We start from the raw sequence: 25,860 nt of genomic DNA on the forward strand, positions 1-25,860 counted from the left end.
ATAACAACTATGAATTCTTTTAATCACTAAAACAACTTTTATGACAAAAAACTATATTATAAGTACTTGTTTTATACTCTTTAGTATGTTTTGTGCAACTGCACAAATTATAAATAAAGGGATTCTTAAAATTGAATCGTCTACTGACGTTTATTTTGAAAACGAGTACACAAACGACAATAGTGCTTCACATGTTAGTGATGGAGAACTATACCTTAACAGTAATTTTATTAATAATGGCTCCACAGCAGCTTCAGACGGAACTACATTTTTCAAAAGTGTAGATAATCCCTTGTTAAGTATTTCTGGAACTACTGAAACCGTAAACTTTAATAATCTGCAAGTAGATATAACTGCAACTAATACTAAAGGCGTGTCTGTAACAGATGGATTTGCTATTAATGTAGAGAACAATGTTAATTTAGTTAGTGGAGATGTAAGATTGGTTGGAGAGTCTCAACTAATTCAAGCACACACTGGCTTGGATGCTAATACAATTTCGACTGGAAAAATAATGGTAGACCAACAGGGTCAAGCTTCGGCTTTTAAATATAATTTTTGGTCTTCTCCAGTTAATAGTTCAGGAACATTTACAATAGCTGGTAATAAATTTGATGGTACAGATTCTGCTATCAATTCATTTACTCCGCAACCTGTACTATTTAATTCAGGAGCTCCATATAACGGATTACCATCTGTTGTGGATGGTAGTGACAATGTTACAACTGCTTTAACTATTAATACTAGATGGCTGTACCAATATGCTCAAGGATCTTCTGGATATGCAGATTGGGCAGTTATTAACCAAAACACCCCTTTAAATCCAGGTATTGGATATACTATGAAAGGTACAAATACAGTAGATGCTACTCAAAATTACGTGTACTATGGAGTGCCAAATAATGGTGAATACGCTACGCCAATTAACGCAGGAGAAGAGTCTTTAGTTGGTAACCCTTATCCATCAGCATTGGATGTTGCGCAGTTTATTAACGATAACATAACTGTTTTTGATGCTTTGTATTATTGGGTTGACGGAGGATCTACTTCTCATTATTTATCAGACTATTTAGGTGGTTATGCCATTAGAAATATAACAGGAGGTACTCCACCATCTGTGGCATCTCCATTAATTTCTGGTGTTGGTACAGCAGGTAGTATAACAACTCCACCACCTTATGTGCCTGTTGGTCAAGGATTTTTTATAAGAGCGACAGGAACAGGAAATATTCAGTTTAATAATGGACAGCGTATTTTTAGGACAGAATCTTCAGGAGATGCTGTACACTACAGAACAGATCAAGCTGCTGCTGAAAATACTTCAAGTAATCAATACATCAGATTGGGTTATGAAGATCCAGAAGGCTTCCACAGACAATTGCTTTTAGGCTTTTTACCTAATCAGTTAGCAGATATTACTCATAATCCAGGTTATGACGCTTTAATGAAAGTCAATAGAGCTGACGAACTGTATTTTATAATTGATGGTCAAACAGATAATAAATATGCTATTCAAGGTGTGGATGCATTTGATGACAGTTTTGAGTTTCCGTTAGGATTATTAATCTCAGAAAGTGGAACGCATCAAATTATGATAGATGAAGTAGAAAATTTTCAGAATACAATCTATATCAAAGACAATATATTGAATACGACACATGATATAACGGATTCTAATTTTTTAATCAATTTGCCTATTGGCGAATATTATGACAGGTATTCGGTTGTTTTTACTCCAGCTGAAACCTTATCTGTAAACGAAGATGAAATCAAGAACATCACAATATACTATAACCCGAACAAAACAATAGTATTAAACAACTTGGATAATATTCAATTAAAAAACATACAAGTATTTAATGTTTTAGGTCAAAAAATACTTCAATTAAATTCAAATATTAATCATTCAACTAAAATAGAAATTCCTTTTAACCAAACTGACGGAGTATACTTTGTTAAAGTAGAAACTGAAACAGGAGAAATTTCACAAAAAATCTTAACTCATTAATTATGAAACACTTCAACTTAAAAATAAAATCGCTTTCACTTTTAGTATTTATATGTTTTAGTTTAAATATAAATGCTCAAGTTGGTATTGGTACTTTAACACCAGATGCATCATCAATGTTAGATTTATCTTCAACAGATAAAGGTTTACTAGCACCAAGAATGACAACAACCCAACGTTTAGCAATTACAACTCCAGCCCAAGGGTTATTGGTTTATGATACTACTGAGAATTCATTTTACCATTATAATGGAACCATATGGGTTAAAATTGAATCTAACGGAAGGGTTAATCATAAATTAATTCAATCTGCAGCAGATTTAGCAGATGAATTAGCTGCTGGTGGAAACGCTACATATTTATTAGATACAAATACTTTATATGAGATTAATGGAACTATAGCATTAGCAGTACCTATTGATTTAAATAATGCGTACATCACTGGCTTTGATACAAATGAAGATGTTTTGTTTTCTGCAGGAGGTACTATTTTTTCCGGCACAACAGGAGGTAGTGTAAGAAGTGTAACACTATCAGCTCCAGGAGGAACTGTTTTTAGTTTAAATGGTGCAGCAAGCAGTTCTTTTGTTTTTAGAGATTGTATAGTTGCTAATTCTGGCGCAGTAGGTACTATTGAAGGTTTTGGATTAGTTTTTGTTAGTATTGTACAATTTGTTGGTAACAGTGCAGGAGTAATTTATAATGATATCTCAGAATTATTATTAAGTAATGTTGGCTGGTTTCCTAATAATGGTGGGACCTACGAAACCTTTACAGGGACTTTTAACTTAATACAAAAACAAGGTGGTTTTTCTGAGATGAATGGTACTGCAGTTGGTATGGATGTAAGTACTGCAGGATTGAGTGTTGAAAATGGTATTTTATCTGGTGTAAGTTTTAGTGGTAATACTACTTCTGATTATGTTAATAGATATACAACAGGATCTTATCCTGGTTATAACTTTACTAACTCTTGGACAGTAGACTGTCCAGGGATACCAGTTGAGTCTGATCAGCTGGCAACAGGTAATATCTATTATAATGGAACAATTACTACTGGTTTTGTGCAAGATGTAACAAATGGTACACCGTTTAACCTAACAGGTAACGGAACATTTCCAAACAATACAACAGCTGTTAACCTTTTTAGAATGTCATCACCACTAGATAATCGAATTACTTATTTAGGTAAAAAAACTAGAACTTTCCAAATTAATGCATCATTATCAATAAGAGGTAATTCAGGAGTGGGAAACTTTTATGCATTTTTTATAAGAAAAAATGGTGTTACAACTTTAGTTGAATCAAACACCTTGATGAGGGTAAATAGTACGACTGATATATCAAGTAATTCTATATCAGCTACAGTGGAGCTAGATCCAAGTGATTATGTAGAAATCTGGGGACAAAGACTAACTGGAGGTGGTACAAATACCATTACTGTATTTTCTTTAAACCTTTCAATGAAGTAAGCTGAACTAAACAATAGAAATAACCTCAATATCTATCAAAATAAACAATCAATTCATGAAGAACAATTATCAAGTTTTAGATCCTATTTTATCTAGTAGTAATGTATCTGATCCAGAAATGTCAGATCAATTTTACATCATCAATTTATGTAACCAATTATTAATAGGTGATGGGCAAAACGAAAGCTCACTGGGATGGGTTTTAGGAGATTTAAATAACAACGGAAAAGTCAGTGAAATACTACCATTAGCAGTCTTTTATGAAGCAAAAGACTTAGTTATAGAGTGTGTCGTAAATCAAACAAAACCAAATATAGACAATATAGAAGCGTTAATCTCTGGAGATTTTAATACCATTAATAATTATAACAATAAACGTAAGTTAATGTTAGAAAAAAAAGGAGTCAATTTAGTAACCATTGAACATACAATGCTAGATTGTGATGAAAATAATAATTTATGCAGAGATGAGTATAAAGACACAATACAATTAAAAGCAATTTTGAGTAAATATATTTAATAGCAAAATGTGTGTTTTTGTTTTTTATATTAAACCCAATTTTAAAACTATTTTAAGATTGGGTTTTTATTAATAATAAGTTTTTAACTTATAAAGTTTTTGTCAAAGATTGTATTTTACCATTTACAACAGAGATTTTAAATACTTGACCCTCATCATTATTTGTTTGATACTTTTTTAAAGTATCAAATTTTAAATCGCTTGGTAAAAATGTTGTTTTATCTGTAAATGCAAATGTTCTTAATTTGGGGTTTTTATTGACTATTTCAAAAAAATTCTGACTGTCAGCAGTTGCTTTTTTTAATTGTATAAAATCAACTGTTAAAAGTTTAAAACCTTCCTTAATTTCTTGTTTTCTTATTAAACAATCATAAACAATGGTTTCATCTGTAATCCAATAATTAATATTGGTTTTATCAGTTGGTTTATTAATATCAGTTTTAGTGTTTAAATATTTTGTGCTATTTACACTTTTAGATGCTATTTTTTCTGACGTTACATTTGTTTCAGCAATATTATCCTGTGTGTTTTCTTCAGGTAAAATTAATTTAACAGCTTTTTGACAATTCCATTCTTTAGGTAATATCAATTCATTAGTTTTACTATCAATAGCAATTATTTCGTTTGCAGTTTCAAAAACATCGTTTTTAGTAACTAAACCAGTGATGTATTTGTCGTTATCCCATTGCATAATATAACTGTTGTTATTTACCTTTTTAAAGGTGTAAATAGTGGCAGATCCATCGTTACACTGCCATTCACCATCAAATTTTGAGGGATTTTCATTACAAGATATAAAGCATAAAGCTAAAATAATTGTAGAGACTCTTAAAAACATGTTTGTTTAGTTTAAATGTTTGTAAATGCTTAATTTGTAAAGACTAAATTAAATAGATTATTTTAATTTTTTAATAATAAATTATTTTGTTTCATTTTTTATTTATTTTTAGCTGAATTAAAAACACCGTTTCACCTTGCTATTAGTTGTATTAAAATGCTATTCATAGACAAAACCGTACATTTATTCGTTTTTTATATTACCAATCCATATTATTTATATATTTTTAAATCTAAGTCCAACCAAAAACCATTAAGACTTTAAATGGAGTACTCCCTAGATCAATCATTAAACCAAGCAATACATATTGCACAATCCATAGCAAAAGAGTATTCTCACAAAGAATATTCGTCAGCACATTTATTAAAAGCACTTTTACATAAAGACATAGGTATGCTTAAGTACCTAAACAGCATTGACGTTGATGGCTATTATATAGAAGAATGGGCAGAAGTAAGGTTAGAATCTTACCCGAAAACTAATAAAATACCAGAACAACCTGGTCATGATGCTTTTGTAGAAGCTATTTTTAATGAAGCCGAAACAATAAAACTGAAATTAGGTGTGGAAAAAGTCAATGCACATTGTGTTTTAGCTGCATTAGCAATTCCTGGTGTAGGGTTTTCTTTTGAACAATTAAAAACGTTTCCGTTACAGGCTGAAGATGTTATAAAACACTCAAGTAAAGCGTCATCATCAAATAAAACTACAAAATCAGGTACACAGGTAAAAACAGCTCAAAACACTTCTAATAGAGTTATTGATTACACTATTAATAAAACAGATTTAGCTAAATCAAATCAGTTAGAAATAATCTCAGGAAGAGATGCCGAACTTAAAATGATTACTGAAATTTTAGGAAGACGCTCTAAACCAAATGTTATTATTTTAGGTGAGCCTGGAGTGGGTAAAACAGTCTTGTTAAACGGACTAACATACACGACTTTAAATACTAATATACCAGAGCAATTAAAAGATGCAGAAGTTTATGAGTTAGATTTTATAAGTTTAGTTTCAGGTGCTGGTTATAAAGGGGAAATAGAAGACCGATTAAAAAAAGTAATAGACCAGGTTAAAGCTCAAGATAAAGCTATATTATTAATAGATCAGCTAAACGTAATTACAGATAAGACTAACAATAATCAAGGTTTAGTAAATATTTTAAAATCAGAATTAGTTAAAGGCGAACTTACAATTATTGCTACAGCTACAAATGATGCTTTTAGGAAACATATTGAAATAGATGAAGGTTTATCTAGACAATTTGAAACTGTTACACTAGAAGAACCTTCGGCAATTGAAGCCTTAAGAATGATTGAAAACACAATATCTTATTATACAGAACACCATAATTTAGATATTGATAGTGAAACAATAACAGAAGCCATAAGATTAGCTAAACGTTATAATAAAGAAAGAAGTTTACCAGATTCGGCAATAGATTTAATAGACCGTACCATGTCTGCTGCTAAATTTATGATTCAAACCTCTGTACCAGAAATTGAAACATTAAAGGAGCGCGTTGAAGCACTTAAAGCAGAAAAACGACCAACAGATCAAGCTATAAGTGAGATAAAATGGATGTATACTCAAATGAAAGATAAACTGAGTTATCTTTTATTTACCGAGTTGGAAGAAGAAAATAAACTAGAACACATCACAACAGCAGCAAAAGGATTTAAAGAGCTTAATTCAATTTTAAAAAATCTATCAAAAGTTGCTTCTAAAGACAAGACACATATCACAAAAAATGATATTGCCTTAACCATTGCTAATAAAACAGGGATTCCAACAGGAAAACTTCAAGCAGACGAAAAAGACAGACTGCTTAATATGGAAGACCAACTTAAAAAACGAGTGATTGGTCAAGATCATGCTGTAAAAGTTATTACAGAAGCTGTTTTAGAATCTAGATCAGGATTAAGTAAACCAGGTTTGCCAATTGGATCCTTTTTCTTTTCTGGACCAACAGGAACAGGTAAAACCGAATTAGCTAAAGCATTAGCTGAATTTTTATTTCAAACCGAAACATCAATCATTAGGTTTGATATGTCAGAGTTTAAAGAAGAACATTCTGCAGCCTTATTATATGGAGCACCTCCAGGATATGTTGGTTATGAAGAAGGTGGTTTACTAGTTAATAAAATTAGACAAAAACCGTATTCTATTGTTTTGTTTGACGAAATAGAAAAAGCTCATCCATCTGTTTTTGATATCTTTTTACAAATTTTAGACGAAGGTAAATTACATGATCGATTAGGTAAGGAAGGTGATTTTTCTAACGCAGTAATATTGTTTACATCTAATATTGGAAGCGATCATATTGTAGATACTTTTAATGCAGGACAAATCCCTAAGTCTAATGATTTATTAGAAATGATGGGTAAACATTTTAGACCAGAATTTTTAGGAAGATTGACCGAGATTATTCCGTTTTCACCAATCATGGAAGACTTTATAACTAAGATTTTTAAAATTCAATTAAAAGATTTACACAAAGCACTTGATAAGCAAGAAATGACTTTGCATTTAAGTGATAAAGCAACAACACATTTAGCCAAAAAAGGATTTACACCAAAATATGGTGCAAGACCATTAAGAGGTGTTATTAGAAAAGACCTTAGATCTCCATTGTCAAAAAAAATAATTTCAGGCGAATTAACAAAAGGCGCTACTATTAAATTAGATATTGACAAAAAGGGAGCATTAACGTGGGATATATCTAATAAATAGATACCGAATAAAAAAATAGTTTTATATTTAACATAATTATTAATCTAATTTGAAACCAAAAAAATGAGTAATACTTACGGAATAGGAGGTAATGAAGTAAAATCTGATTCAGCCGAAGCTCTTCAGGAAATTCCTCAAAACAGAACACTACTTGTAGAAAAATTAACTCAAGATCAACCAATAAAACCAGAAGTTGTTAAAGGGTTAAAAACTATAGACGATGTTTTTGAGCATTATCAACCAAATGTTGAAGTAGATTTTGAAGACTCTGATGGTGTTGGGAAAAAAGAAACCTTGAAATTTAAAAACCTTGGAGACTATGGTGCTCAAGGAATTACAAGGCAAAGTAAGTTTTTAAAAGACCTAAGTACCGAAAAAGACCAGTACATTAAAATTGCAAAGCAATTAAAAACCAATAAAATACTAAAAACAGCTCTTGAAAATCCAGAAGCAAAGGAAGCTTTACTAGAATCTATTAGAGCATTATTAACAGAAATAGAAGAAAATAAATAGATTATGGCAGCCTCTCAAGATAAAGCGCAAGGATTTCAGCCAGTTGAAAACCCTTCAGAGTATTTAAAAACTAATAGCGAGAAACTAGCAAAGTATGGTGGTTTTGATTTAATGGAAGCTTGTGTAGAAGGTGTTCAAAACATGAACCCAGAACGTAAAGCAAGAAAAAAAATATTTCTAACAGAAAATGCTAAAAAAGACGAACGAGAAACTTTAAAAAAAGTACTTGAAATGTGGTCTTCAGTATTGTCAGGATCTGATGATATTCCTGAAATGATTGAAGAATCACAAAAATTATCACAAGTTGCAGATGTATCTTTAAAAAAGAATTTAGGTACTGCTATTGATGCAACAAGAGACCTTGAAAGATCTTATAGATCTATGGCTCTTTTTTATAAAAATACAGAAGCAGATAAACTTAAAAACTTATCTATTGTAAATGCAGAATTAGATCAAGTTAAAGATTTAGATAATACAAGATTTATTGATGCTATTTCAGAAGAATTAAACTCATCTTTTGACCGTTTAGATTTAAGAGATAATTATGGCTTACTTGTAATACCAGGTTATTTAGGGTCTAATAAAGTTGTAGAAAAGTGGGCTAAAATCGCTTATGACAATAAAGTAATGTTAGTAACAGATTTTGCTCATTTAGACGAGCCAGATGATGTTATGGAAATGTTTGAATCAGCAAATTTAACAGGAGGAGATAATTATAGATCAAATGTAATTATGTCTTGTAACTGGCTAGTTGGTCGTGGTAAGCATGATGAAGTAGGAGAGGAGGATGACTTATTTGTACCACCAGCAGGAGCATTAGCAGGAAAAATTTATAACACATTAATGTCTCAAGTAACTGCAGGTAAAAAGTTTGGAGGTATTAATGAAATTGATGGTGTACGTTTTGATTTAAAGAAAAGTGAAATAGCTCAGCTTGAAAAACTAGGTTTAGTACCGATGGTTAACGAGTATGGTAAAGTCATGGCTTTTTCTGCAAAAACGTTATTTAATGGAGATAACTTAGGGTTACAAACTTACTCTGTAGTACGTGTATTTGATTATGTAACTAAAGTGCTAATGGACTTCTTAAACAGACGTGCATTTGAAAACTTTAATGCAAAGACAAGAAAAGAATTAATGGGACAGATTGTTAAGTTTTTAGACAATATTACAGGACCAGACAAATTAATTGAAGATTTTTCTATTAAACGTTTTGAACAAGATCATAACCAGAAAGATCGTATCTATTTAGATGTCCACATGAAACCATATTTTCCAGCCAAAAATTTCATGATTAAGATGGATGGTCAAAAAGGAGATGATGGTAATGCTTGGGATGCTGAGTATGAACAACAATAAACAATAAAATATAAATGAAAAAAACCCGAAGTTTATTCTTCGGTTTTTTTTGCTTAAAAACATTAATAAATAATTTTAAATTAATAGTAATCACAATGAAAAAACAATTTGCATTATTAGGCCTGTTATTAATAGCTGTTGTAGGATACTCTCAAGAAGTAGAAGAGCCATCATTTTACCTTTTAAAAGGTAATGTAATAGTAGAGGGAATGATTGGTTATAGTAATGATACAGATGCAAGATCAGGAGCAGATTTGTCTGAATATATAATTAATCCTAAAGCTGGTTATTTATTTGGTGATGATTTTGCTGTAGGTTTAGACTTATCTTATCAACACACTGAAGAAAGTGATGATGACACTGAAAAAAATATAGAAGAAACTATTACAGCAGGACTATTTTTAAGGTATTATTTTTTAGACTTAGGAAAAAGGTTTAAAGTATATGGAGAGTTGGGTGGAGACTATGTTAAATTAGAAGGTGGTTTTGAATCTAATACTCAAAAAGCAACAGGATTTCAAGTAGGTCTTAATTTAGGAGTTAATTATTTTGTCAAGGATAATATAGCAATATCATTTGTGTTATCTGATGTTGCTAATTATAGATCATTAAATAATGAAGCATATTATATAGGAGATGATTTAGTTAGTGAAGAAGGTAATACAAATAGCTTAAATGTTGATTTAAATGTGTTTAATAACTTTTTTCAAACCGCTCAATTTGGAGTTATGTTTAAGTTTTAAAAGCATCTAATAATACTCAAATCAATGAAAAATCCCAAGATATAAAGTCTTGGGATTTTTTTGTTTAGATCAAAGTTTCTTAAAAGCTATTTATTTTTTTTGGAAATGTGCCTTGTTAAATAGTTTTTTGATAAAATTAAAACTGAATATTTTAATTATTATCGTATTAAAATGAAGTTTTAAAAAAAAAATATTTCAACCTGTAATAGGTTACAATATAATAAAGAATTATAATTTATATAATTTCAAAGGAATTAGTTTGTTTATTGAAATAAAACTCAATATCTAACATTATTTGTTCTTGTTTCTCTTTATTGCCAAAGGCTAAGGCAGGTTCTCCATTAGTTTTTTTTAACGAAACTTTTTTTCCATAAGCAGAAATGATTGGTATTACATTTTCGGGGAAAATAACATGGTCATAACCATTTTTTAAATTATTTACAATACTAGTAATTCTTTTTTTACTGTCATTAGAATTTAGATACATAGATGTGGACATGTTGTATTCTCTGTTTTTTAATTTTTTAGAAAACAAATCAAAATTTCCTGATTTTATAATTTTTATAATTCTTAAATAGCTATGTTTTAATTTTATGTTATAGTCTTCTATATCTTCTATATCTTTGCCATCTAACCAATAATTTTTAAGTTTATAATTTACTTTAGCATCGAAAAATGATTTGTTAGTGATTGAAGGAATAACTTTCTCCTTTACTTCTTTTGACTCAAATCCACTAAATTGATTTTTAAGTTCGAAGTTTTTAACTGTATCATATAATTTTATATTAAAGCTAAATTTTGCTTTTGGTGATAATTGAGTTTCTCCTAGAAGAGGTAGCATTTTAATAGTTACTTCTTGTTTGCCATTTTTATTGATAACATAGTTAATGGGTAAAATAGTAGAAGCTTGTGCATGAAGATTCATTGTTAATATAGGTTGGTCGTTAACTCGAATCTCGAATAAACAAGCTGCCGCATTAAAATCAATCATATAATAAGGTTCTTTCATAATTTTGATCTACATTTTTAGATGTAATTTCTTACTTTGATAGTTTAGCTCTAACATCGTTTGAATCTCTTTTTAATTTTTCATCTAAAAAATCTTGATAAGTATAATTTAGATTATCTTTTCTTTTTCTAACTTTTAAATAATCTTCCCAGTAACTAAAGGAAGCAGTTAAATTTAATTCATTTATATCTGAAGAATTATTTTTTACTTCTAGTCTTGCTTTTTCAGTTTCGTTTAACGAATAGTTTAGTAAATACAAGCGATTATTTTCTTTTTCTTCCCATAATAGAGATGAGAAATTATCTTTTTCTTTATCTCCAAATCTCATATAACCCGTATAGTTAGGTTCGCCTAATTTTAATTTTAACGCTGATAATAATTTTTCTGCCTGTACTTTAGAATAAATGAAAACTTGATATTTATAAATAATACTGTCTTTTTTGTTATAGTAAAAATTTATTCCGTTAACGCCTCTATTACTGTCTGGATTTTGACTACCAATAAGACTAGTATTGTTAAATATTAGTAATTCTTCTGCTTTGGTTGATATATATTCATTGTTTGTATTACCTAAGGGATATTTTTTTATTTTAGTATCTTTAGTGATTACATCATTAATTTTATCTTTATTAAGTGAGAGTTCTATTAAATCGAAATTAGATTGCGATTGACATCCTTGAAATATAATGCACATTATTAAAGTTTTAAATATCGATTTCATTTTTATCCTATTAGTTTTATTTTAGTTTCTATTTCCATTAAATCTTCAACACTTTTAATGATATCAAAAGGTCTTATTAAATTGTATTCTTTATTATGGTCGACTAATTCTTTGTTGTAATCTCCAGAAAACCAGCTTCTTTTGATTTCTAATCCAACTGTGGCTTTAATTTCAACTTTAGCTATTAAGCCATCAAAAAGTAATTTAGGTTGATAATATAACGCAGATTGCTCATAAACTAAGGAGTGTCCAAATGTAATAGAACCCGTTCCTTCAAAGCTAGCACCAGCTTCAACATAAAATTCTCCTACAATTACAGCAGCTGTGGCTTTAACCATAATTCCAGCTTCTAATGTTACTCCTATTGTTGCTGAAGCGTCTAATTGTGCTTTTCTAGAAGGGTCTGTTTCGTCTGAGGCTGTATTATAAGCAAGTGATAAATCATCTATATTGATGGTTCCGAATAATTTTATGTTAACATACATGTCTATGTAAAAATTATCATCATCTCCATCAGGTGCTAACCAATCTCTTATACCTATTAATATTGGTGCAGCAGGTCCTGTTGCTCCTAGGGCTAATTGTAAAAGATCTAGTGTTAGCTCTAAACCTATTAAGGGTTGAGCTTTAAAATAAAATTTTATATCTGTACCTAATTCCCTTAACTCTTTGTGATTTTTTATACCTCTGGCTAATTGCCATTCTGCACCTAAACAAAAATTAGGAGGTAATACTTCTACTCCCAAAGGAAATCTTTTACCAAGGGTATCTATAGCCTTACCTTTTGTTTTACTTGTAACAATTGAAGATATTTCTTTTAACTGGGCAAAAACACTATAGATTTTTCTTATTTTAGAATCAAATGTAAGTGTAAGTTCTTCTTTGGTTTCATAGTTGTCTTCTGCTATTTTGTTCCATTGTGCCTCAAGAATAACTCCAAAATCGACTTCTACTTGTTTCCATCTTTGTTCTGCCCCTATTTTACCTGCTTTTTCTTGCATTTCTCTATGTTTGGCTCCACCTAGGTTTGTCCATTTAACACTTGGAGAATTACTTAAATTTAGAAAGAAATGAAAATCCCATTTAATATCTGGATATACTTTGATCCTTACTGTGGCTTTTTCATTATTATAATAATAGCGACAGCTATTTATGTAAAATAAAAAATCGTTTGTGGAAGATTTATGGGGTAGAATATAGTTAAAAGGAATAAAATTATTACTTGATAAATTGGAATATACCTTGTGTTTAATTGAAGCTGTACCACTTTTATCGGCAGGCCTAAGTATACCATTATTTGTGATTTCTTCTATTTTAACCATTGTAGAGTGTTGGTCACTTGAACCTCTTAAGCATTTGTCCGTTTGGTATCCTCCTATGTTGATTTCAATTTCTTTTCCTCTATTAATATCTGGTGAAATGGTTTGAAATATTATAGTTTCAGCATCATCATCAGAAATTCTAAAGCGAACTGTTAACCTTCTATTTTGTTCATGCTCATCATCATTTACAGCATCTGTTATTAATAATCTTCTCTTTCCATAACCATTGGCTATTATTTTATCTCTAGAAATACCTTTGTCTACTAAATAATTTAATGCAGATAGAGCTCTTCTTCTAGATAAATCATCATTGTAGTTGTTATTTCCTCTTATATCACAATGTGCTCCAATTTCTGATGGTATGTATGGATTATCTAACAGTAAGTTTACAACACCATCTAATACAGGTTTGGCGTCATTTCTAATTCTGTCTTCATCAAAGTCGAAATGAATAGTTTCTGAAAAATGAAATTCTCCAGTACCTTTGTCATCTTGTAAAAGTAATCCTTCATCAAACAATGAAATAGTAGTACCATCATCTATTATTTCGATTGATTTAAAATGACATAATTCATATCTCTCAACATTTACTTCATTTTCACCGACGGTTAAAGGTCTAGATTCTTCATGTGTTTCAACATTACGAGTAGAAATTTCATCCTCTATTGTTAAAAATTCTGCATGTGTTTCTTTACCATTTGTATCTGCAATGTTCTCACTCTTACCTGATACTCTAACTTTAATAAAAAAATCTTCTCCACTATTACTAGTTGTCCAACCAGTAAACTCACGCCAAGAATAAGTGTTTTTTATGTTAATATTTATTTCTCCTTTATCACATTTTATAGCGTGTATAGTATCTGCTTTTTCTTCTGAATTTTCACTACGTTTATTAAAAATATCTATGTCTAATAAAGCTCCATTTAATCCTTCAGTTTGTATATTTAGATGTATGTTATCACCATATTGTATTTTTTCATTTCTTATATTTTCACCTCCATTAGTTTTACTCCAAGTAGCACTTACGATTCTTTCAGGGGCTCTTCCCCAAAATTCAAGTTGTTGAGGAAAACTATTGGTTGGTTCTATTAGAAAAGCTTCAATAACAAATCGTTTAGGTCCACAAAACTTTGCTTCCATAGAAACATACCTTATATCTCCTGTGTTACCATCTTGATCCGCACTACTATATAAACCAAAGTCTTTTGGTTTTAATACCCATTTAGCTTGATGTTTCATTGCTTCTGGTGTATCAGAAAAATATTTCACTCTAAGCTCATATGAGAAGTCAGGTGTTAAGTAGAAACTTCTCCAAGGTTGTTCTACCCCCTCTCTTATAACTACTATTTTTTCTATTCCTATCGGCATATTTATGAATTAAGTAAGTTTTACTTCCTTGATCTCAGTAATTTCGTCAAGGTTATTTATGTTGACCATCGGGTTTATTTGATGCTGAATTTCTTCATTAGATTCTGTTACACTGCTAGAACTTCCTTCCATAGATTGACCATGTGTTATTATACTTATACATGGACTACCTGATATTGGGCAAGTAGCCTTACTATCTTCTAAAATTATTTTCCCTCCATTACTAAACTCTACATTTTTGTAAAAATTATCCCACTTTGTTACTACAATTTGACATGGTTTAAAACTACTTCCTGTGGGTTGTAACTTGCATTGTCCAAAAGTGTTTTTTTCAAATGTAGAACCGCCTATTTCCATAGTTGTGGCAATTAATTTATCAGCTCCATTTGGATCGTTTGCATAATATTTTTTATGCGATAACACTTTTAGTTTATCAGGGAAGTCTCCAAATTGGCATTCGCATAAAGCTCCTTGTATTACGGCATATTTTTGACTCATTATTCGATTTTATTTTTTGAAAATTTTTGACCAAAATCCTTTTTTGTTCTCTCTTTTTACTTCATCATCCTCAATAGTAAAAGTACTAGTACTGTTTGTTTTTTTTAATAAAAACATTTTAACTAAAACTTTGTTAGGAACTGATGTTTTTGTTTCAAAATTTGCTTCTATTGCTTCAATAACACCTGTTTTCCCCTCAAATAAATAAATTAGATTGCAAGATCCTTCCATAGATTTTTCGTTTTTATTTAGCTCTTTGTAATATGGTGTATCTAGTTTTTGTACTAAATCTAATGCAGATCTATCGTCATCTATAATTCCACTAATATCTAATCTAATATCTTTAGTGTCCTCATTTAATTGAACTTTACTTATTACTTTATACTCTACTGGTTTTACATCACCAAGTATAGGGTATTTTAAATTTTCATTTATGTATAAATCTTGAGAATAAAATTTATAAATTTCACTAAAATAAAGATTTAAAAACCAGTCTTTACTAATTTTATCTAGTAATATTTTTTTGTCAACTAATGATTTTTCAGTTGCTTTAATATAGTTATCGGTTAATTTACTTTTATAATTTTCTTTTATTTTTTTTTTAATTTGTTCCCATCGATTAATTATTTCATCAAAATTTAGAATTTCTATTAATTTACCTTTTCTATTAGTTTTAATATGTAATGGGTAGAGACATTTACTTGTTTCTATTGCTAGCTTGTCAATAAAGTTATTCTGTATTATATCGTTTATATAAATTTTATCACCTCTAGTAATTCTAAATGTCTTAATTTTATTTTCAATGTTACCAGTAAATGTAATATCTAATTTATATCTAATTTCATTCTTAGATTTACCATCATCAAAAAGTACAGAACACCCGTATTTAGCATTTAATTTTTTATGATTAAATGTTAAATGATTTTTATCAAAAGCTTTAGTATTATTACTTTTAAGTGCCTCTTCCATTTGTTAATTATAATTTTAAAAGAGTTTTACTTTTTCTTTACTTTGTATATCCACTGTTTTACCGGAAGTAAGTGTAAGATTTTTTGTATTACTACTTAATGTGATTTCATCAGAAATAGATGTTTGTTTTTTAGAGTCTGTAGTTAATTTTTCTTCAACTATTTGTGTGCTGTTTTTAGTCATTATATTATAATTTTCTGCGATACTTTTGTTGATATCTTTTCCAGCAGAAATATCTATATTTTCATTCGCTTTAATTTTAATATTATTGGCACTAAATGTCATTGTTTGTTCAGCTGTTATTTCTATATTGTTGTTCGCAATTACTTGTATGTTATTTGAAGCTGTATCAATGAATATAGTATTATTATTCTTGTCTGTTATTGTTATACTTTCAGCAGATGAAGAGTCATTAAATTCAATTATGTGACCACTTCTTGTTTTTATAGCTTTAACATCATTTGCGTTACTCTGAAAAGCACCTGCTGTTGCACCACCATTATACAAACTACCTAACATGTAAGGGTGTTCTGCATTATTACCTTCAAAACCAATAAGTACTTCTTCACCTGTTTCTGGTATAAAATGAAACCCTTTATCACCACCAGCATGTGGTGTTACTATACGTATCCATGGAGTCATTTCTCCTGTTGTTTTCTGCCAAGGCATTTGTACACGTATACGACCTAAGCCTTCTGGATCTGCATTTTCTAAAACTGTAGCAGTTTGCGTACCACTTTTAGGAAATGCATTGATGTTTGTATTTGGGTAAGCATCGAACTCTGCAGTAACAGCTTCAAATCTGTTTTCGTAATCGCCATTTTCGCTATTACTATGAGTAATACTTATAACCCTGTAGTTTGCACCTTCTACGTTCACTATATTTCCTAATTTTACACCAGGATTATCGCTAATACCATTCAGTTTTACCTGTTGTATTTGGATAGCTTTTTTCTGTAATTCGATACTAGAATCTAATCTTTGTTTTGCTTGTGGATCATTATATAAGTTGTGCCATACTTTTGTTTCTTTGGTAAAAATACTATCAGATTTACTAGATACAAAACCACTGTAACCACTGGTACCAGAACTAATATCTTTAGCATCTTTTTCGTGTACATCGTTTAATAAGTAATCATTAGCATAAAATTTATAATTATGTGATTGTGGTGTTAGATTTAAGTTATATTCTTTGAGATCAAAACCATAAGTTAATGTTAATTCTTCTGTTTCCGGAGCTCCAAAGATTAATTTGGAACCATTATAATAGAACCACTCGCCATATTGTGCAGCTAAACGACTAGCGTAATTGTAAGCACTTTCTCCGTTTTGAACAGAGTAGTGTAGGGTAGCGGTATTATTAGGTTGTATTTGGACTTCTAATTTAGATCTGTCATAGTCGCTAAAAGTACGGTCTAATATTTCTGCTAATGATAAATCGTTATAGGAGGCATAATGTGGTCCATCGTCTGCTATATAGGTTGGACTTAAAGCTGTAATGACAACTTCGTCACCAGAACTTGCTTCATGCCCTTTAATAGTGGTTATTTGCGAGACAATCCCTTTAAATTCTAAGGTTTCATAACCACTAAGAGCACCCAAAGCTGACGTTTGGATTGTTATGGTTTCTCCTAAGTAATTCTTACTAGATTCACCGAGTGCTTGAGTTAGATTTTCTAAAACATCCATACGACAAACTAGCTCTAGTCTGTGATGAGAATCGATACTTTGATGTAATTGTATTGATTTAAATGCCGTGACCTCTGTTCCTGAGATAAATATAGTCGTGTTGCTTTGTAATGCCATAGTCTTATTGTGTTATTAAAACTGAGTTGATTTGTTATATTTTTAGGCTTTTATTACGAGCCAAATATTGTTTTATGTTATAATGATCCACTCATACTAAAATTGAGTTGATATATGATATTTTTCTGCTACAATAGGTTGCCATTCCTTTTTTTCTTTTCTATACCATACGTAAATGATATGCTCTTCATCTTTTGTGCCCCATTGAACAATTTTAATTGGGATATTATTTCTTTCATGTTCTTCCCTTGAATAATAGTTGGCTAAAATTCTGGTTGGACCCATATAACCATGGCCTTTTAAAATAATTTGTTTATCTAGTAAAGTTAATCTACAAGTGGCTATTGCTTTTTTATAATTGGTTTGCGACAAAAAACGAACAGTAATAGAATCTTCCAAACAAAAGTAAGTTGAATCAATGCTGTTAGATTTAGTCATTACATTAGGCTTAACTTGATTATTGTTACATGATGATAATATAAATAGATTTACTAAAATTATATGTAAGGTTTTCATTTCTCTAAGAAAGCTGCAAAAGTTACACCTGGAATCATTTTATTTACTTCTAATTCAATATCACGGATATATCTAGTTCTAAGTTCGTTTCCAATGTTCATTAGCCCTTTTGTGTCTTTAACATAAATCGATTCGTAAGTCGTTTGATTGTATGCCCTTTTATAGGCATTACCATATTCGTCGTTTGCTCCAATTGTATGACCAAATTCGTGTTTGACAGTATTTTGATTTATAGCTCCAACTTTTCTTCTTTTAATATCTATATGTGCTAGATGTATTTTTTTTTCTGTTAAATTAACACGAGATCTAAAGTCCTCTAAAGCATTTATCTTTTTAACATTAGCTATCCAATGCTGATCTGAAGTCACCCACTGTATATCAAATTCAAGATTAAATTCTTTTTTGTGTAATGACGTGTTGCTATTATTGTGATCTTTAGACAAAGCCCAAAAAATAAACTTACTTCCCCACTGTTGCCAAATAACGTTATCTGCTTTTTGATGCCATGCTTTTTTTTCTAAATATGACCAGTTTGGTATCCCTGAGGCTACGGACCAAATGTATTTCCATTTTTGACGGATAACGATAGTCTTTCGACTTGGTTCAATATAGATATCGTAAGCATCTGTTTTTTTTATGTAGTTCATTTCAAAAAGTAGCGTTTAAGTCGTTGCCATAATACGGTTTGGTATGTGCGTGTTTTATTGCATACCCTATTATTGTTTATTAAAAACAATAGTACAGTCTTTAACTATATAATAGTTATACGTTGAAAGTGTTAGGTTTGGACTTGCAGAAATTACATTTTTGCTGGCCAATTATTTGTATAGGTTGTTCCTTTTACACTAATTTCTTTAGCAGAAATTACGATTCTTGTTTTTAAGGGTTGTGCACTAACAGCATCAAAATCTTCCATATAATCTAGGCAATAGGCCTCATAAAATGTTATGGTTTTAAGGCTGGACATATTATCTCTTTTGTAAAAGATAATATCACCATTTTTGGTCATGTTATGAGAGATCATCCACTCTAAAAAGTCTGTTTTATTAGTAGATTCGATCAAGATAGTTATTTGTCCTCCACGAGGTTTTTGAGATGGTCGACCTGTAGTATCAGCGCCTTGGTGAAAACCAAAGGAGCATTCTAATACATTCATTTCGTTATCATCAATATTAAGTTTTGCTAAAAATGACATAATGAATAGGTTTAAAAAATGAGAATAAAGAAATAAAGGGAGTGCATACGCAACTCCCTTTAAATTTATGAATTATTAATAATGGGAGTTATTATACCCAGTCATTAACATGTTCTCCGTTTCCTATTCCAATACCTTTAGCAGAAATAACAAAAGATTCTGACATTGGATTTTTACCAGTAGAGTCAAAGTTTTCTAGATACTTAACCATGTATCCTTCTGTAAACTTTAATTCTTTAGAAGTAGACTCGCTATCTCTTTTTAAGAATACGATAGATCCGTCTCTACGCTCAAAGTTGTTAAACATCCAGTCAGAAAGACTTGTATCTGCAGTAGACTCAACAGTTAATTTAATTTTTCCACCTCTAGTAATAGAAGATGGTCTTCCTGTTGCATCAGTTTCTTGGTGTAATTCGTAAGATGAATTTAATACGTTGTACTCTTGTCCTCCTACTTTAAGTTTTGCTTTAAAAGCCATAATAATAAATATTTAATTAATAAAAAAAGTTTAAAAGCCATTAGTGGCATACCCTAAAATTATAAAACGTAATTGAATACGCCTGTCTTTTTTCGTTAAAAAGTTTTTTTATTCGATAAAGTGTAGTGTTGTTGTTTGTTTCTAAATTTATAGTGCTGTTTTTTAGAAGATTATCTTACTGTGAATTGATTTGTTTACGGTGTGTTTGAAAATAATATTTTAGACTGTCAAGTTAAAAGGGGAGGAAAGGGGGTGTTTAATTGTATTTGTTTTATTAGTAAAAAAAGGGATGCCAAAGCATCCCTTTTTATTTGGTTAACTATACTAACTGGTTTATACCCACTCATTAAGGTGTTCTCCATTACCAATACCAATACCTTTTGCAGATATTACAAAAGTTTCAGCCATTGGGTTTCTACCTGTAGAATCAAAAGTTTCACGGTATTTAACCATATAACCTTCTGTAAATTTTAATTCTTTTGAAGTAGACTCGCTATCTCTTTTTAAATATACTATAGATCCATCTCTACGTTCAAAGTTGTTAAACATCCAGTCAGAAAGACTAACGTCTGCAGTAGACTCAACTGTTAATTTAATTTTACCTCCTCTTGTTACAGAAGATGGTCTTCCTGTTGCGTCTGTTTCTTGGTGTAATTCGTAAGAACAATTTAATACGTTGTACTCTTGACCTCCTACTTTAAGTTTTGCTTTAAAAGCCATAAAAAATATTTGAAAAATTAATTGCCATTATCGGCATTTTTATAAGTTACTGATTATGTTGAGTGAATAAGATTTATAAAGGTAAACAGTAATAATATCTGTTTAAGTGTGCTTGTGGTTTGTTTAAAGTGCTATGGTATGTTGATTTTAGGTCTTAAATTTTAGCCGTTTTTTTAAGCAGCACCTTGTCTTGTTTGGTGTCTTTTTAAAAAAGTTATTTTGTGTGATTTTATATTTCTGAGACATCGTGTAATGACTTAAAACATTTAAAATATTTAAGACAATTTAACAGATTTTACTTAAGTACACTAGAGTTATGGATTTGTTGCACGAGGGAAGGCTTTGATTACCATTTTCTGTTTATTATTTAATAAACATTTAGATCGTTTTAATTTTACTTTAAATAGTACTATTTACAAACAAGTGCTAGTTGGGGATTTGTACACAGTATTAATGTTTTTTTGAAGTTGTCTTGATGTTTTATTATCGCGATACTCTGTATTAAGTTTTACACACAGCTATGTTTTTGCTAATTAATTAATAACAACAACAACCTAATATAAAATTTGTTAGGGTTTTTATAAGTAGGCTGGCATTAGGTATACATTATGTGCGGTTTGACGCTATATGTTTAAATTATTGTGTTATGCATTACACTAAGTTATAAGTGGTTTACTTAATTTATACTATAAGCTTGCTATAAGCACGTTATAACCATGCTATAACCACGCTATAACCACGCTATAACCCACTTGGATAGGTGTCTTAAAGTGTTGTTTATTAGGTATTTAGTTTAATTTTTGGTTTTATGGCAAAATAGACCAGAATTATCCCTTGTTATAGGTGATTTTTACGGTATTACTTTTCTAATTTATGAGGTGTTTTAATGGCTGTAAATACATGAAGTCATGTAAAGTAATTAATGAGTGATAAGTCGCAAAAGGAAAGCATAAAATATTAATGCTAATAGCAATATGTGATATACTATTAACATAAGTTTTTACGAATGTAAAATCAGGATTATTTTATTAAGGTTTTTATAGAAGTACTTTAGCTAAACTTGAGTGGGTTTTTACTTGTTTTTTACTGTGGTGCTTTGTTGGCTGTAGTTTTTTTATAATTCAGAAATATCTTTCAAGAATGCTCTTCTTGCAATTTCTAATTCTTTATTAAGTGTTTTTCTAAATTCTTTTAAAAGAGTACTGCTATTTATTTTTCCTTTTACATTGTTCCTTAAGACGCATTGACAGTAGGCTTTGATAAATGGATTGTTAAAATAATAAGTCATAGAGTTTTCATTAAATCTTAATATTTCAGACCTAGAAGGTGTCGTTAATTCATCTACGTATTTTTTTAAATTAGTTCCTTTATAGTTTTTGTCATCTAATTGAATTACCTCTTTTATATCATTTAAAGAGATACTCTCATTATTTACAGTTAAAATCGCTCGAAGAATATCTGAAGCATTTTCATTTTTACGTTTATGGATTATCCTCGTAGCAAATTCATATACAGCTTTTAACGAATCAGAATTTTCTTCTAAATATTCGTCTAGTGCAATTTCAAATGAAGATTGAGTTATTTCAAATACTTTACTTGAATCATGTGTTTGGAAGATTTTATTTACTTCACATAATAACAATCCAAGTTGATGAGTCACAGCAGGTAATCCACTAGAATATGAAACTATCCGGTCAACTATTTTAGTTGGGATTTTAATATTTAATAACTTTTCTCCAGTATTTAAAATTTCATTTAGACTTTCTTCATTCATCAACGGAACTTGTAATTCCGTAATTCTATTTTTCATTTCTGGGTCAAACTGAACAACTTCCCGAGCAGAATTTACAGCTCCAATTGCAATTATTTTAAGTTTAGGATAATTAACAGAAGCATCCATGAAAACTTTCATAATTTGAGCCATTTGAATTTTATTGCTAGATTCGATTTTATGAAAATCTTCAATAACCCAACAATTTTCGGATTCTCCAATGAATTTAGCTAATGTTTGCGGTGTAATCGGTAATTCTACAGCTCTTCTTTTGGAAATTTTACTATCGCCTTTTGTTTCAGCACCCAAAGAAGCTTTAAGACCTAAATAAGAAGCACTTAAAGTTCCTCCAACTTTATTACTTTCAACTGTTTCCTTTCCTTGAGTAAAATATATTTCTAGTTGATTGAAAGCATCAATTACAATATCAGAAATTGACATTCCTTTTATACAGGGCGTTGTTATGTAATTTATATTTTCTGTTTCTAACTTATTTCTTAAAAGTGTAGTTTTACCAGCACCAGAATAACCATAGATTATAATTTGTTTTCCAGGTGTTCTGAAAGCTCTGTCTAACCTTTTTTTTACAGAACTTCTTTCAACAAAAGTATGTTTCGCAGGTTGACTTGGTGTAAATATTTCTTCTAATTGATAAGTTTTCTTCATTCGAGTTTTTAATTACAGCTAACGGTTGGTGTATGATTTCGTTGTGTTTTTAAGTACTAAAGTTAGCAAATAAATCACAGATAGAAAGTCCGCGAGGACTTTCGTAAGTAAGCTCTAACTAGCAATGAATTATACACATTGTTAGGCAACGTTTTTTATTCAATTGTAAATTTCACTTTTACTTTTGTTGAAAACTTCATTTTCTCAAAATCAATCACAATGTCTTCTTGAGCTCGACTTCCATAAATACTCGAATATCCTCTTATTTGCACACCTGCAACTCTACCTTGTAATTGACTTGTTATTGATTCAGTTTCTAAATCCGAAATGTAAATAGCTTTTCCGATTTTCTGATTTAGAGGTTCAACCATTTTTTCGGCATTCTGTTTTGCCTTTAAAATTGCTTTTGCTTTTAAATTCAGTAATAATTGGTCAGATTTAGAATATTCCGTTTTTGTAATAGATACGTTTGATATTTCTTCACGTTCCAATCCTGCCATTACTTTTCCAACAGTTTGTGCATCATTAACAATTAATGAATACATTTTGGTTTTTAGTATTTTTTGTCCGCTTAAAAAGTATTTTTTGAAATCGCTACTATAATCTAAAAGCGAAAGGTTTTTTTCTAAATCAAGTTTTAGTGAATTCAAAACTCTCAACATTGAAGCTTCCAATTCCTCTGTTGATTTTCGATTTCGGTTGTCTTCTTCGTTCAATATTATTACCAGATGAATTTTGTTTGGTGTAACTAAAGTGTCGATTTCCGCAATTGTTTCTAAAAATGGTTGATCAATAAAGTTCTTGCTTTGAGCAAACGTTTGAATTGTTAAAAATCCGATAAGAATGAGTACGATGTTTTTCATTGGTTTAATTGTTATAGTTCTTTATTTTTATCGAAGCTATAATTTTAATTGTTTTTTCGAAAGTCAGAATGAGTGAACTGTCCATTTCAATTAGTTTGTTAATATTCTGCGAGTTTTTTTTCAAATGTTGCCTAACGGTATTGTGTATGAAACGTAGCGTGTAAAAAGACACTAACTTTTCGGATTAACACAGAGCCGAATTTTTATATTTTGTTTTTAATTTTTTCTTTTAAAAAGCCAAATTAAAAATTTGGCGGACTCCCTAAATATAAACAACCCTTCGGGTTTAGCACTTACTAGCTATGTTTTATACACCGTGTTAGGCAATGTTACTTTTCTACATATTTGTCACTTATCCAACCCCTTAATTTTTGTTTGTCAAATTTGTAAGAAATAGGAGATGAACAATCATTGTCGTTTATAGCTTCATTTGTGGCTTCTACATAAAGCCAAGTTCTTTCCTCAGAATCATTCCCTTTAAATTCTCCTATTACTTTTACTGTGGCGCCTTTTTTTAATTTAGCTATTATATTCGTTTTTTCTGGACAAGTAAAAGTTGAGTTATGTTGATTCAAATCAGCCGAAAATCTAACATTATAACTGTCTACTGTAATTTTTATCTCATATTCTTTGGTAAGTAATTTATAAGGTGTTAGTGTTAATCTATAATTGTCTTCATCATTATAAAATTCGTGATTATATGAAACATAATTATTTTTTGTTATAACTTTATCTTTAATAAAAATGAAATCTCGATTCGAACCAAAAGGGCTTTCTCCACAGCAATGATTAGTAACAGAATTTAAAACAAGTTTTGAAGTTTCTCCTTTTTCAGAATTAGTTAATTTAATACTTATCGAACCAAACTCACTAATTACACTTTTGTATTTTCCTCCTATATTTAAATATACTTCTAGGCATTTGCTTTCGGAACATTGTGAGTTAATAATAACGTCTAAATCAGAGTCATTATCTAAATCAAATACTGTTATTTCAGTTTCTATTTCTTTCGACATTTCTTCAAACTGCTTTAAAAATTCATTTAAAGATTGAGCAATTGAAACTTTTGGTAGTATTACGAAAAGTATTAAAATGAATTTCAGTTTTTTCATTGAATGCTGAGTGTATTATACTGATATAGGTTGACTCTTTTTAGTTAATATTTAGACGTTCAAAAGTTTTTTTTTAGCCGTTTAGAATGCAAAAAAAAAGTTTGAACTAGGTTTGTTCTTAAATTGTAAGTTCAGGTAAATTTACATTATTTTTTCGGTACGACTTGTATTTGATGTTTGGATTGAGATGGACTTCAGCAGGTTTTCTGAGATCCAGGCTAAAATGGGTTCTTAAATTGTTATAAATATAGACTGCTTGTTGTGTCATTTTTTGTGCTAATTGAGTGTTTTTAATGGTTTGTTTTAATCCATATTCATATTTAAGCGTTCTATTAATGCGTTCAGCAACAGCGTTTTCATAAGGGTCGTATTGTTCAGTCATACTCATTGTTATTCCGTTACTTTCGGCAAATTCTGTGTATTTGGGATTGCAATATTGAAACCCTCTGTCGGAATGATGAATAAGCTTTTGCTTAGGATATTTTCTGTTTTTAATAGCCATAGCAAGCGCCTCTTTACAAAGCGATGTTCTCATATGGTTATCGAGTTTATATCCCATTATTTGTTTAGAATAGGCGTCTGTGACTAAAGCCAGATAGTTGTGTCCATTTTCTGTTTTAATGTATGTTATATCGCTAACCCAAAGTTGTTCTGGTTGAG

At 30.0% G+C, this 25,860-nt stretch carries 23 protein-coding genes; 7 read left to right on the top strand and 16 right to left on the bottom strand.

Features of this window, described 5'->3' with window-relative positions; genetic code table 11:
- Window positions 1-40 precede the first annotated feature (40 nt).
- The 3 genes from JAO71_RS07075 to JAO71_RS07085 are packed head-to-tail and all read left to right on the top strand — an operon-like array spanning window position 41 to window position 4,000.
- Window positions 41-2,008 (top strand): T9SS type A sorting domain-containing protein, encoded by a 1,968-nt coding sequence (locus JAO71_RS07075; RefSeq protein ID WP_202999831.1) that lies wholly within the window; start codon window positions 41-43, stop codon window positions 2,006-2,008.
- Between the two features lie 2 nt (window positions 2,009-2,010).
- The gene (locus JAO71_RS07080; RefSeq protein ID WP_116823019.1) at window positions 2,011-3,480 is read left to right on the top strand and encodes a hypothetical protein; all 1,470 of its coding nucleotides are present in this window, start codon (window positions 2,011-2,013) and stop codon (window positions 3,478-3,480) included.
- Between the two features lie 55 nt (window positions 3,481-3,535).
- A complete protein-coding gene (locus JAO71_RS07085; protein WP_202999833.1) occupies window positions 3,536-4,000 on the top strand; it encodes a hypothetical protein in 465 nt (154 codons plus the stop codon).
- Between the two features lie 88 nt (window positions 4,001-4,088).
- Here the strand turns inward: JAO71_RS07085 and JAO71_RS07090 are convergent, their stop codons facing one another.
- The gene (locus JAO71_RS07090; RefSeq protein WP_054851315.1) at window positions 4,089-4,838 is read right to left on the bottom strand and encodes a hypothetical protein; all 750 of its coding nucleotides are present in this window, start codon (window positions 4,836-4,838) and stop codon (window positions 4,089-4,091) included.
- Window positions 4,839-5,102: 264 nt separating this feature from the next.
- Here JAO71_RS07090 and JAO71_RS07095 point away from each other — a divergent pair, with 264 nt between their 5' ends.
- The 4 genes from JAO71_RS07095 (at window position 5,103) to JAO71_RS07110 (ending at window position 10,186) form a co-directional block, all read left to right on the top strand.
- Window positions 5,103-7,571 (top strand): ATP-dependent Clp protease ATP-binding subunit, encoded by a 2,469-nt coding sequence (locus tag JAO71_RS07095; RefSeq protein ID WP_116823017.1) that lies wholly within the window; start codon window positions 5,103-5,105, stop codon window positions 7,569-7,571.
- 63 nt (window positions 7,572-7,634) lie between these two features.
- A complete protein-coding gene (locus JAO71_RS07100; RefSeq protein ID WP_028291083.1) occupies window positions 7,635-8,084 on the top strand; it encodes a hypothetical protein in 450 nt (149 codons plus the stop codon).
- Between the two features lie 3 nt (window positions 8,085-8,087).
- A complete protein-coding gene (locus JAO71_RS07105) occupies window positions 8,088-9,443 on the top strand; it encodes a DUF5458 family protein (RefSeq protein WP_054851313.1) in 1,356 nt (451 codons plus the stop codon).
- Between the two features lie 95 nt (window positions 9,444-9,538).
- The gene (locus tag JAO71_RS07110; RefSeq protein ID WP_028291081.1) at window positions 9,539-10,186 is read left to right on the top strand and encodes an outer membrane beta-barrel protein; all 648 of its coding nucleotides are present in this window, start codon (window positions 9,539-9,541) and stop codon (window positions 10,184-10,186) included.
- Window positions 10,187-10,421: 235 nt separating this feature from the next.
- Here the strand turns inward: JAO71_RS07110 and JAO71_RS07115 are convergent, their stop codons facing one another.
- The 15 genes from JAO71_RS07115 to JAO71_RS07185 form a co-directional block, all read right to left on the bottom strand.
- Window positions 10,422-11,195, bottom strand: a complete 774-nt coding sequence (locus JAO71_RS07115; protein WP_116823016.1) for a hypothetical protein — start codon at window positions 11,193-11,195, stop codon at window positions 10,422-10,424.
- A gap of 31 nt (window positions 11,196-11,226) precedes the next feature.
- Window positions 11,227-11,889 (bottom strand): hypothetical protein, encoded by a 663-nt coding sequence (locus JAO71_RS07120; RefSeq protein ID WP_202999835.1) that lies wholly within the window; start codon window positions 11,887-11,889, stop codon window positions 11,227-11,229.
- A 29-nt stretch (window positions 11,890-11,918) separates the two neighbouring features.
- Window positions 11,919-14,606: an OmpA family protein gene (locus tag JAO71_RS07125; RefSeq protein WP_116823014.1), complete on the bottom strand. Its 2,688-nt coding sequence runs from the start codon at window positions 14,604-14,606 to the stop codon at window positions 11,919-11,921.
- Between the two features lie 9 nt (window positions 14,607-14,615).
- Window positions 14,616-15,104 carry a DUF4280 domain-containing protein gene (locus tag JAO71_RS07130; RefSeq protein WP_202999837.1) on the bottom strand — a complete coding sequence of 163 codons (489 nt, stop codon included), beginning with the start codon at window positions 15,102-15,104 and terminating at the stop codon, window positions 14,616-14,618.
- A 9-nt stretch (window positions 15,105-15,113) separates the two neighbouring features.
- Window positions 15,114-16,073, bottom strand: a complete 960-nt coding sequence (locus JAO71_RS07135; RefSeq protein WP_202999839.1) for a hypothetical protein — start codon at window positions 16,071-16,073, stop codon at window positions 15,114-15,116.
- A gap of 15 nt (window positions 16,074-16,088) precedes the next feature.
- Complete coding sequence (locus tag JAO71_RS07140; protein WP_202999841.1) at window positions 16,089-17,879, bottom strand: type VI secretion system Vgr family protein; 1,791 nt, start codon at window positions 17,877-17,879, stop codon at window positions 16,089-16,091.
- 96 nt (window positions 17,880-17,975) lie between these two features.
- The gene (locus JAO71_RS07145; RefSeq protein ID WP_202999843.1) at window positions 17,976-18,278 is read right to left on the bottom strand and encodes a hypothetical protein; all 303 of its coding nucleotides are present in this window, start codon (window positions 18,276-18,278) and stop codon (window positions 17,976-17,978) included.
- A 113-nt stretch (window positions 18,279-18,391) separates the two neighbouring features.
- Window positions 18,392-19,042, bottom strand: coding sequence for a hypothetical protein (locus JAO71_RS07150; protein WP_202999845.1), 651 nt, complete (start codon window positions 19,040-19,042; stop codon window positions 18,392-18,394).
- A 152-nt stretch (window positions 19,043-19,194) separates the two neighbouring features.
- Window positions 19,195-19,590 carry a type VI secretion system tube protein TssD gene (gene tssD / locus JAO71_RS07155; RefSeq protein ID WP_202999847.1) on the bottom strand — a complete coding sequence of 132 codons (396 nt, stop codon included), beginning with the start codon at window positions 19,588-19,590 and terminating at the stop codon, window positions 19,195-19,197.
- Window positions 19,591-19,681: 91 nt separating this feature from the next.
- Window positions 19,682-20,068 carry a type VI secretion system tube protein TssD gene (gene tssD, locus JAO71_RS07160; RefSeq protein WP_028291069.1) on the bottom strand — a complete coding sequence of 129 codons (387 nt, stop codon included), beginning with the start codon at window positions 20,066-20,068 and terminating at the stop codon, window positions 19,682-19,684.
- Between the two features lie 333 nt (window positions 20,069-20,401).
- Window positions 20,402-20,788: a type VI secretion system tube protein TssD gene (gene tssD / locus JAO71_RS07165; protein ID WP_028291068.1), complete on the bottom strand. Its 387-nt coding sequence runs from the start codon at window positions 20,786-20,788 to the stop codon at window positions 20,402-20,404.
- A 1,114-nt stretch (window positions 20,789-21,902) separates the two neighbouring features.
- Complete coding sequence (locus JAO71_RS07170; protein ID WP_202999849.1) at window positions 21,903-23,225, bottom strand: P-loop NTPase family protein; 1,323 nt, start codon at window positions 23,223-23,225, stop codon at window positions 21,903-21,905.
- Between the two features lie 155 nt (window positions 23,226-23,380).
- Entirely contained in the window at window positions 23,381-24,088 is a 708-nt protein-coding gene (locus JAO71_RS07175; protein ID WP_116822557.1) for an SIMPL domain-containing protein, read from the bottom strand.
- A 329-nt stretch (window positions 24,089-24,417) separates the two neighbouring features.
- Window positions 24,418-25,104 (bottom strand): hypothetical protein, encoded by a 687-nt coding sequence (locus tag JAO71_RS07180; protein ID WP_202999851.1) that lies wholly within the window; start codon window positions 25,102-25,104, stop codon window positions 24,418-24,420.
- Window positions 25,105-25,318: 214 nt separating this feature from the next.
- Window positions 25,319-25,860: IS3 family transposase (locus JAO71_RS07185; RefSeq protein ID WP_202999853.1), on the bottom strand; the 542-nt coding region annotated here is incomplete at its 5' end.

Source organism: Olleya sediminilitoris, assembly GCF_016785945.1.
Classification (GTDB): domain Bacteria; phylum Bacteroidota; class Bacteroidia; order Flavobacteriales; family Flavobacteriaceae; genus Olleya; species Olleya sediminilitoris.

Bases quoted from the DNA above. Each gene is read 5' to 3' on its own strand.
- JAO71_RS07075 (WP_202999831.1), top strand. From the start codon at position 41: ATGACAAAAAACTATATTATAAGTACTTGTTTTATACTCTTTAGTATG.
- JAO71_RS07080 (WP_116823019.1), top strand. From the start codon at position 2,011: ATGAAACACTTCAACTTAAAAATAAAATCGCTTTCACTTTTAGTATTT.
- JAO71_RS07085 (WP_202999833.1), top strand. From the start codon at position 3,536: ATGAAGAACAATTATCAAGTTTTAGATCCTATTTTATCTAGTAGTAAT.
- JAO71_RS07090 (WP_054851315.1), bottom strand. From the start codon at position 4,838: ATGTTTTTAAGAGTCTCTACAATTATTTTAGCTTTATGCTTTATATCT.
- JAO71_RS07095 (WP_116823017.1), top strand. From the start codon at position 5,103: ATGGAGTACTCCCTAGATCAATCATTAAACCAAGCAATACATATTGCA.
- JAO71_RS07100 (WP_028291083.1), top strand. From the start codon at position 7,635: ATGAGTAATACTTACGGAATAGGAGGTAATGAAGTAAAATCTGATTCA.
- JAO71_RS07105 (WP_054851313.1), top strand. From the start codon at position 8,088: ATGGCAGCCTCTCAAGATAAAGCGCAAGGATTTCAGCCAGTTGAAAAC.
- JAO71_RS07110 (WP_028291081.1), top strand. From the start codon at position 9,539: ATGAAAAAACAATTTGCATTATTAGGCCTGTTATTAATAGCTGTTGTA.
- JAO71_RS07115 (WP_116823016.1), bottom strand. From the start codon at position 11,195: ATGAAAGAACCTTATTATATGATTGATTTTAATGCGGCAGCTTGTTTA.
- JAO71_RS07120 (WP_202999835.1), bottom strand. From the start codon at position 11,889: ATGTGCATTATATTTCAAGGATGTCAATCGCAATCTAATTTCGATTTA.
- JAO71_RS07125 (WP_116823014.1), bottom strand. From the start codon at position 14,606: ATGCCGATAGGAATAGAAAAAATAGTAGTTATAAGAGAGGGGGTAGAA.
- JAO71_RS07130 (WP_202999837.1), bottom strand. From the start codon at position 15,104: ATGAGTCAAAAATATGCCGTAATACAAGGAGCTTTATGCGAATGCCAA.
- JAO71_RS07135 (WP_202999839.1), bottom strand. From the start codon at position 16,073: ATGGAAGAGGCACTTAAAAGTAATAATACTAAAGCTTTTGATAAAAAT.
- JAO71_RS07140 (WP_202999841.1), bottom strand. From the start codon at position 17,879: ATGGCATTACAAAGCAACACGACTATATTTATCTCAGGAACAGAGGTC.
- JAO71_RS07150 (WP_202999845.1), bottom strand. From the start codon at position 19,042: ATGAACTACATAAAAAAAACAGATGCTTACGATATCTATATTGAACCA.
- tssD (WP_202999847.1), bottom strand. From the start codon at position 19,590: ATGTCATTTTTAGCAAAACTTAATATTGATGATAACGAAATGAATGTA.
- tssD (WP_028291069.1), bottom strand. From the start codon at position 20,068: ATGGCTTTTAAAGCAAAACTTAAAGTAGGAGGACAAGAGTACAACGTA.
- tssD (WP_028291068.1), bottom strand. From the start codon at position 20,788: ATGGCTTTTAAAGCAAAACTTAAAGTAGGAGGTCAAGAGTACAACGTA.
- JAO71_RS07170 (WP_202999849.1), bottom strand. From the start codon at position 23,225: ATGAAGAAAACTTATCAATTAGAAGAAATATTTACACCAAGTCAACCT.
- JAO71_RS07175 (WP_116822557.1), bottom strand. From the start codon at position 24,088: ATGAAAAACATCGTACTCATTCTTATCGGATTTTTAACAATTCAAACG.
- JAO71_RS07180 (WP_202999851.1), bottom strand. From the start codon at position 25,104: ATGTCGAAAGAAATAGAAACTGAAATAACAGTATTTGATTTAGATAAT.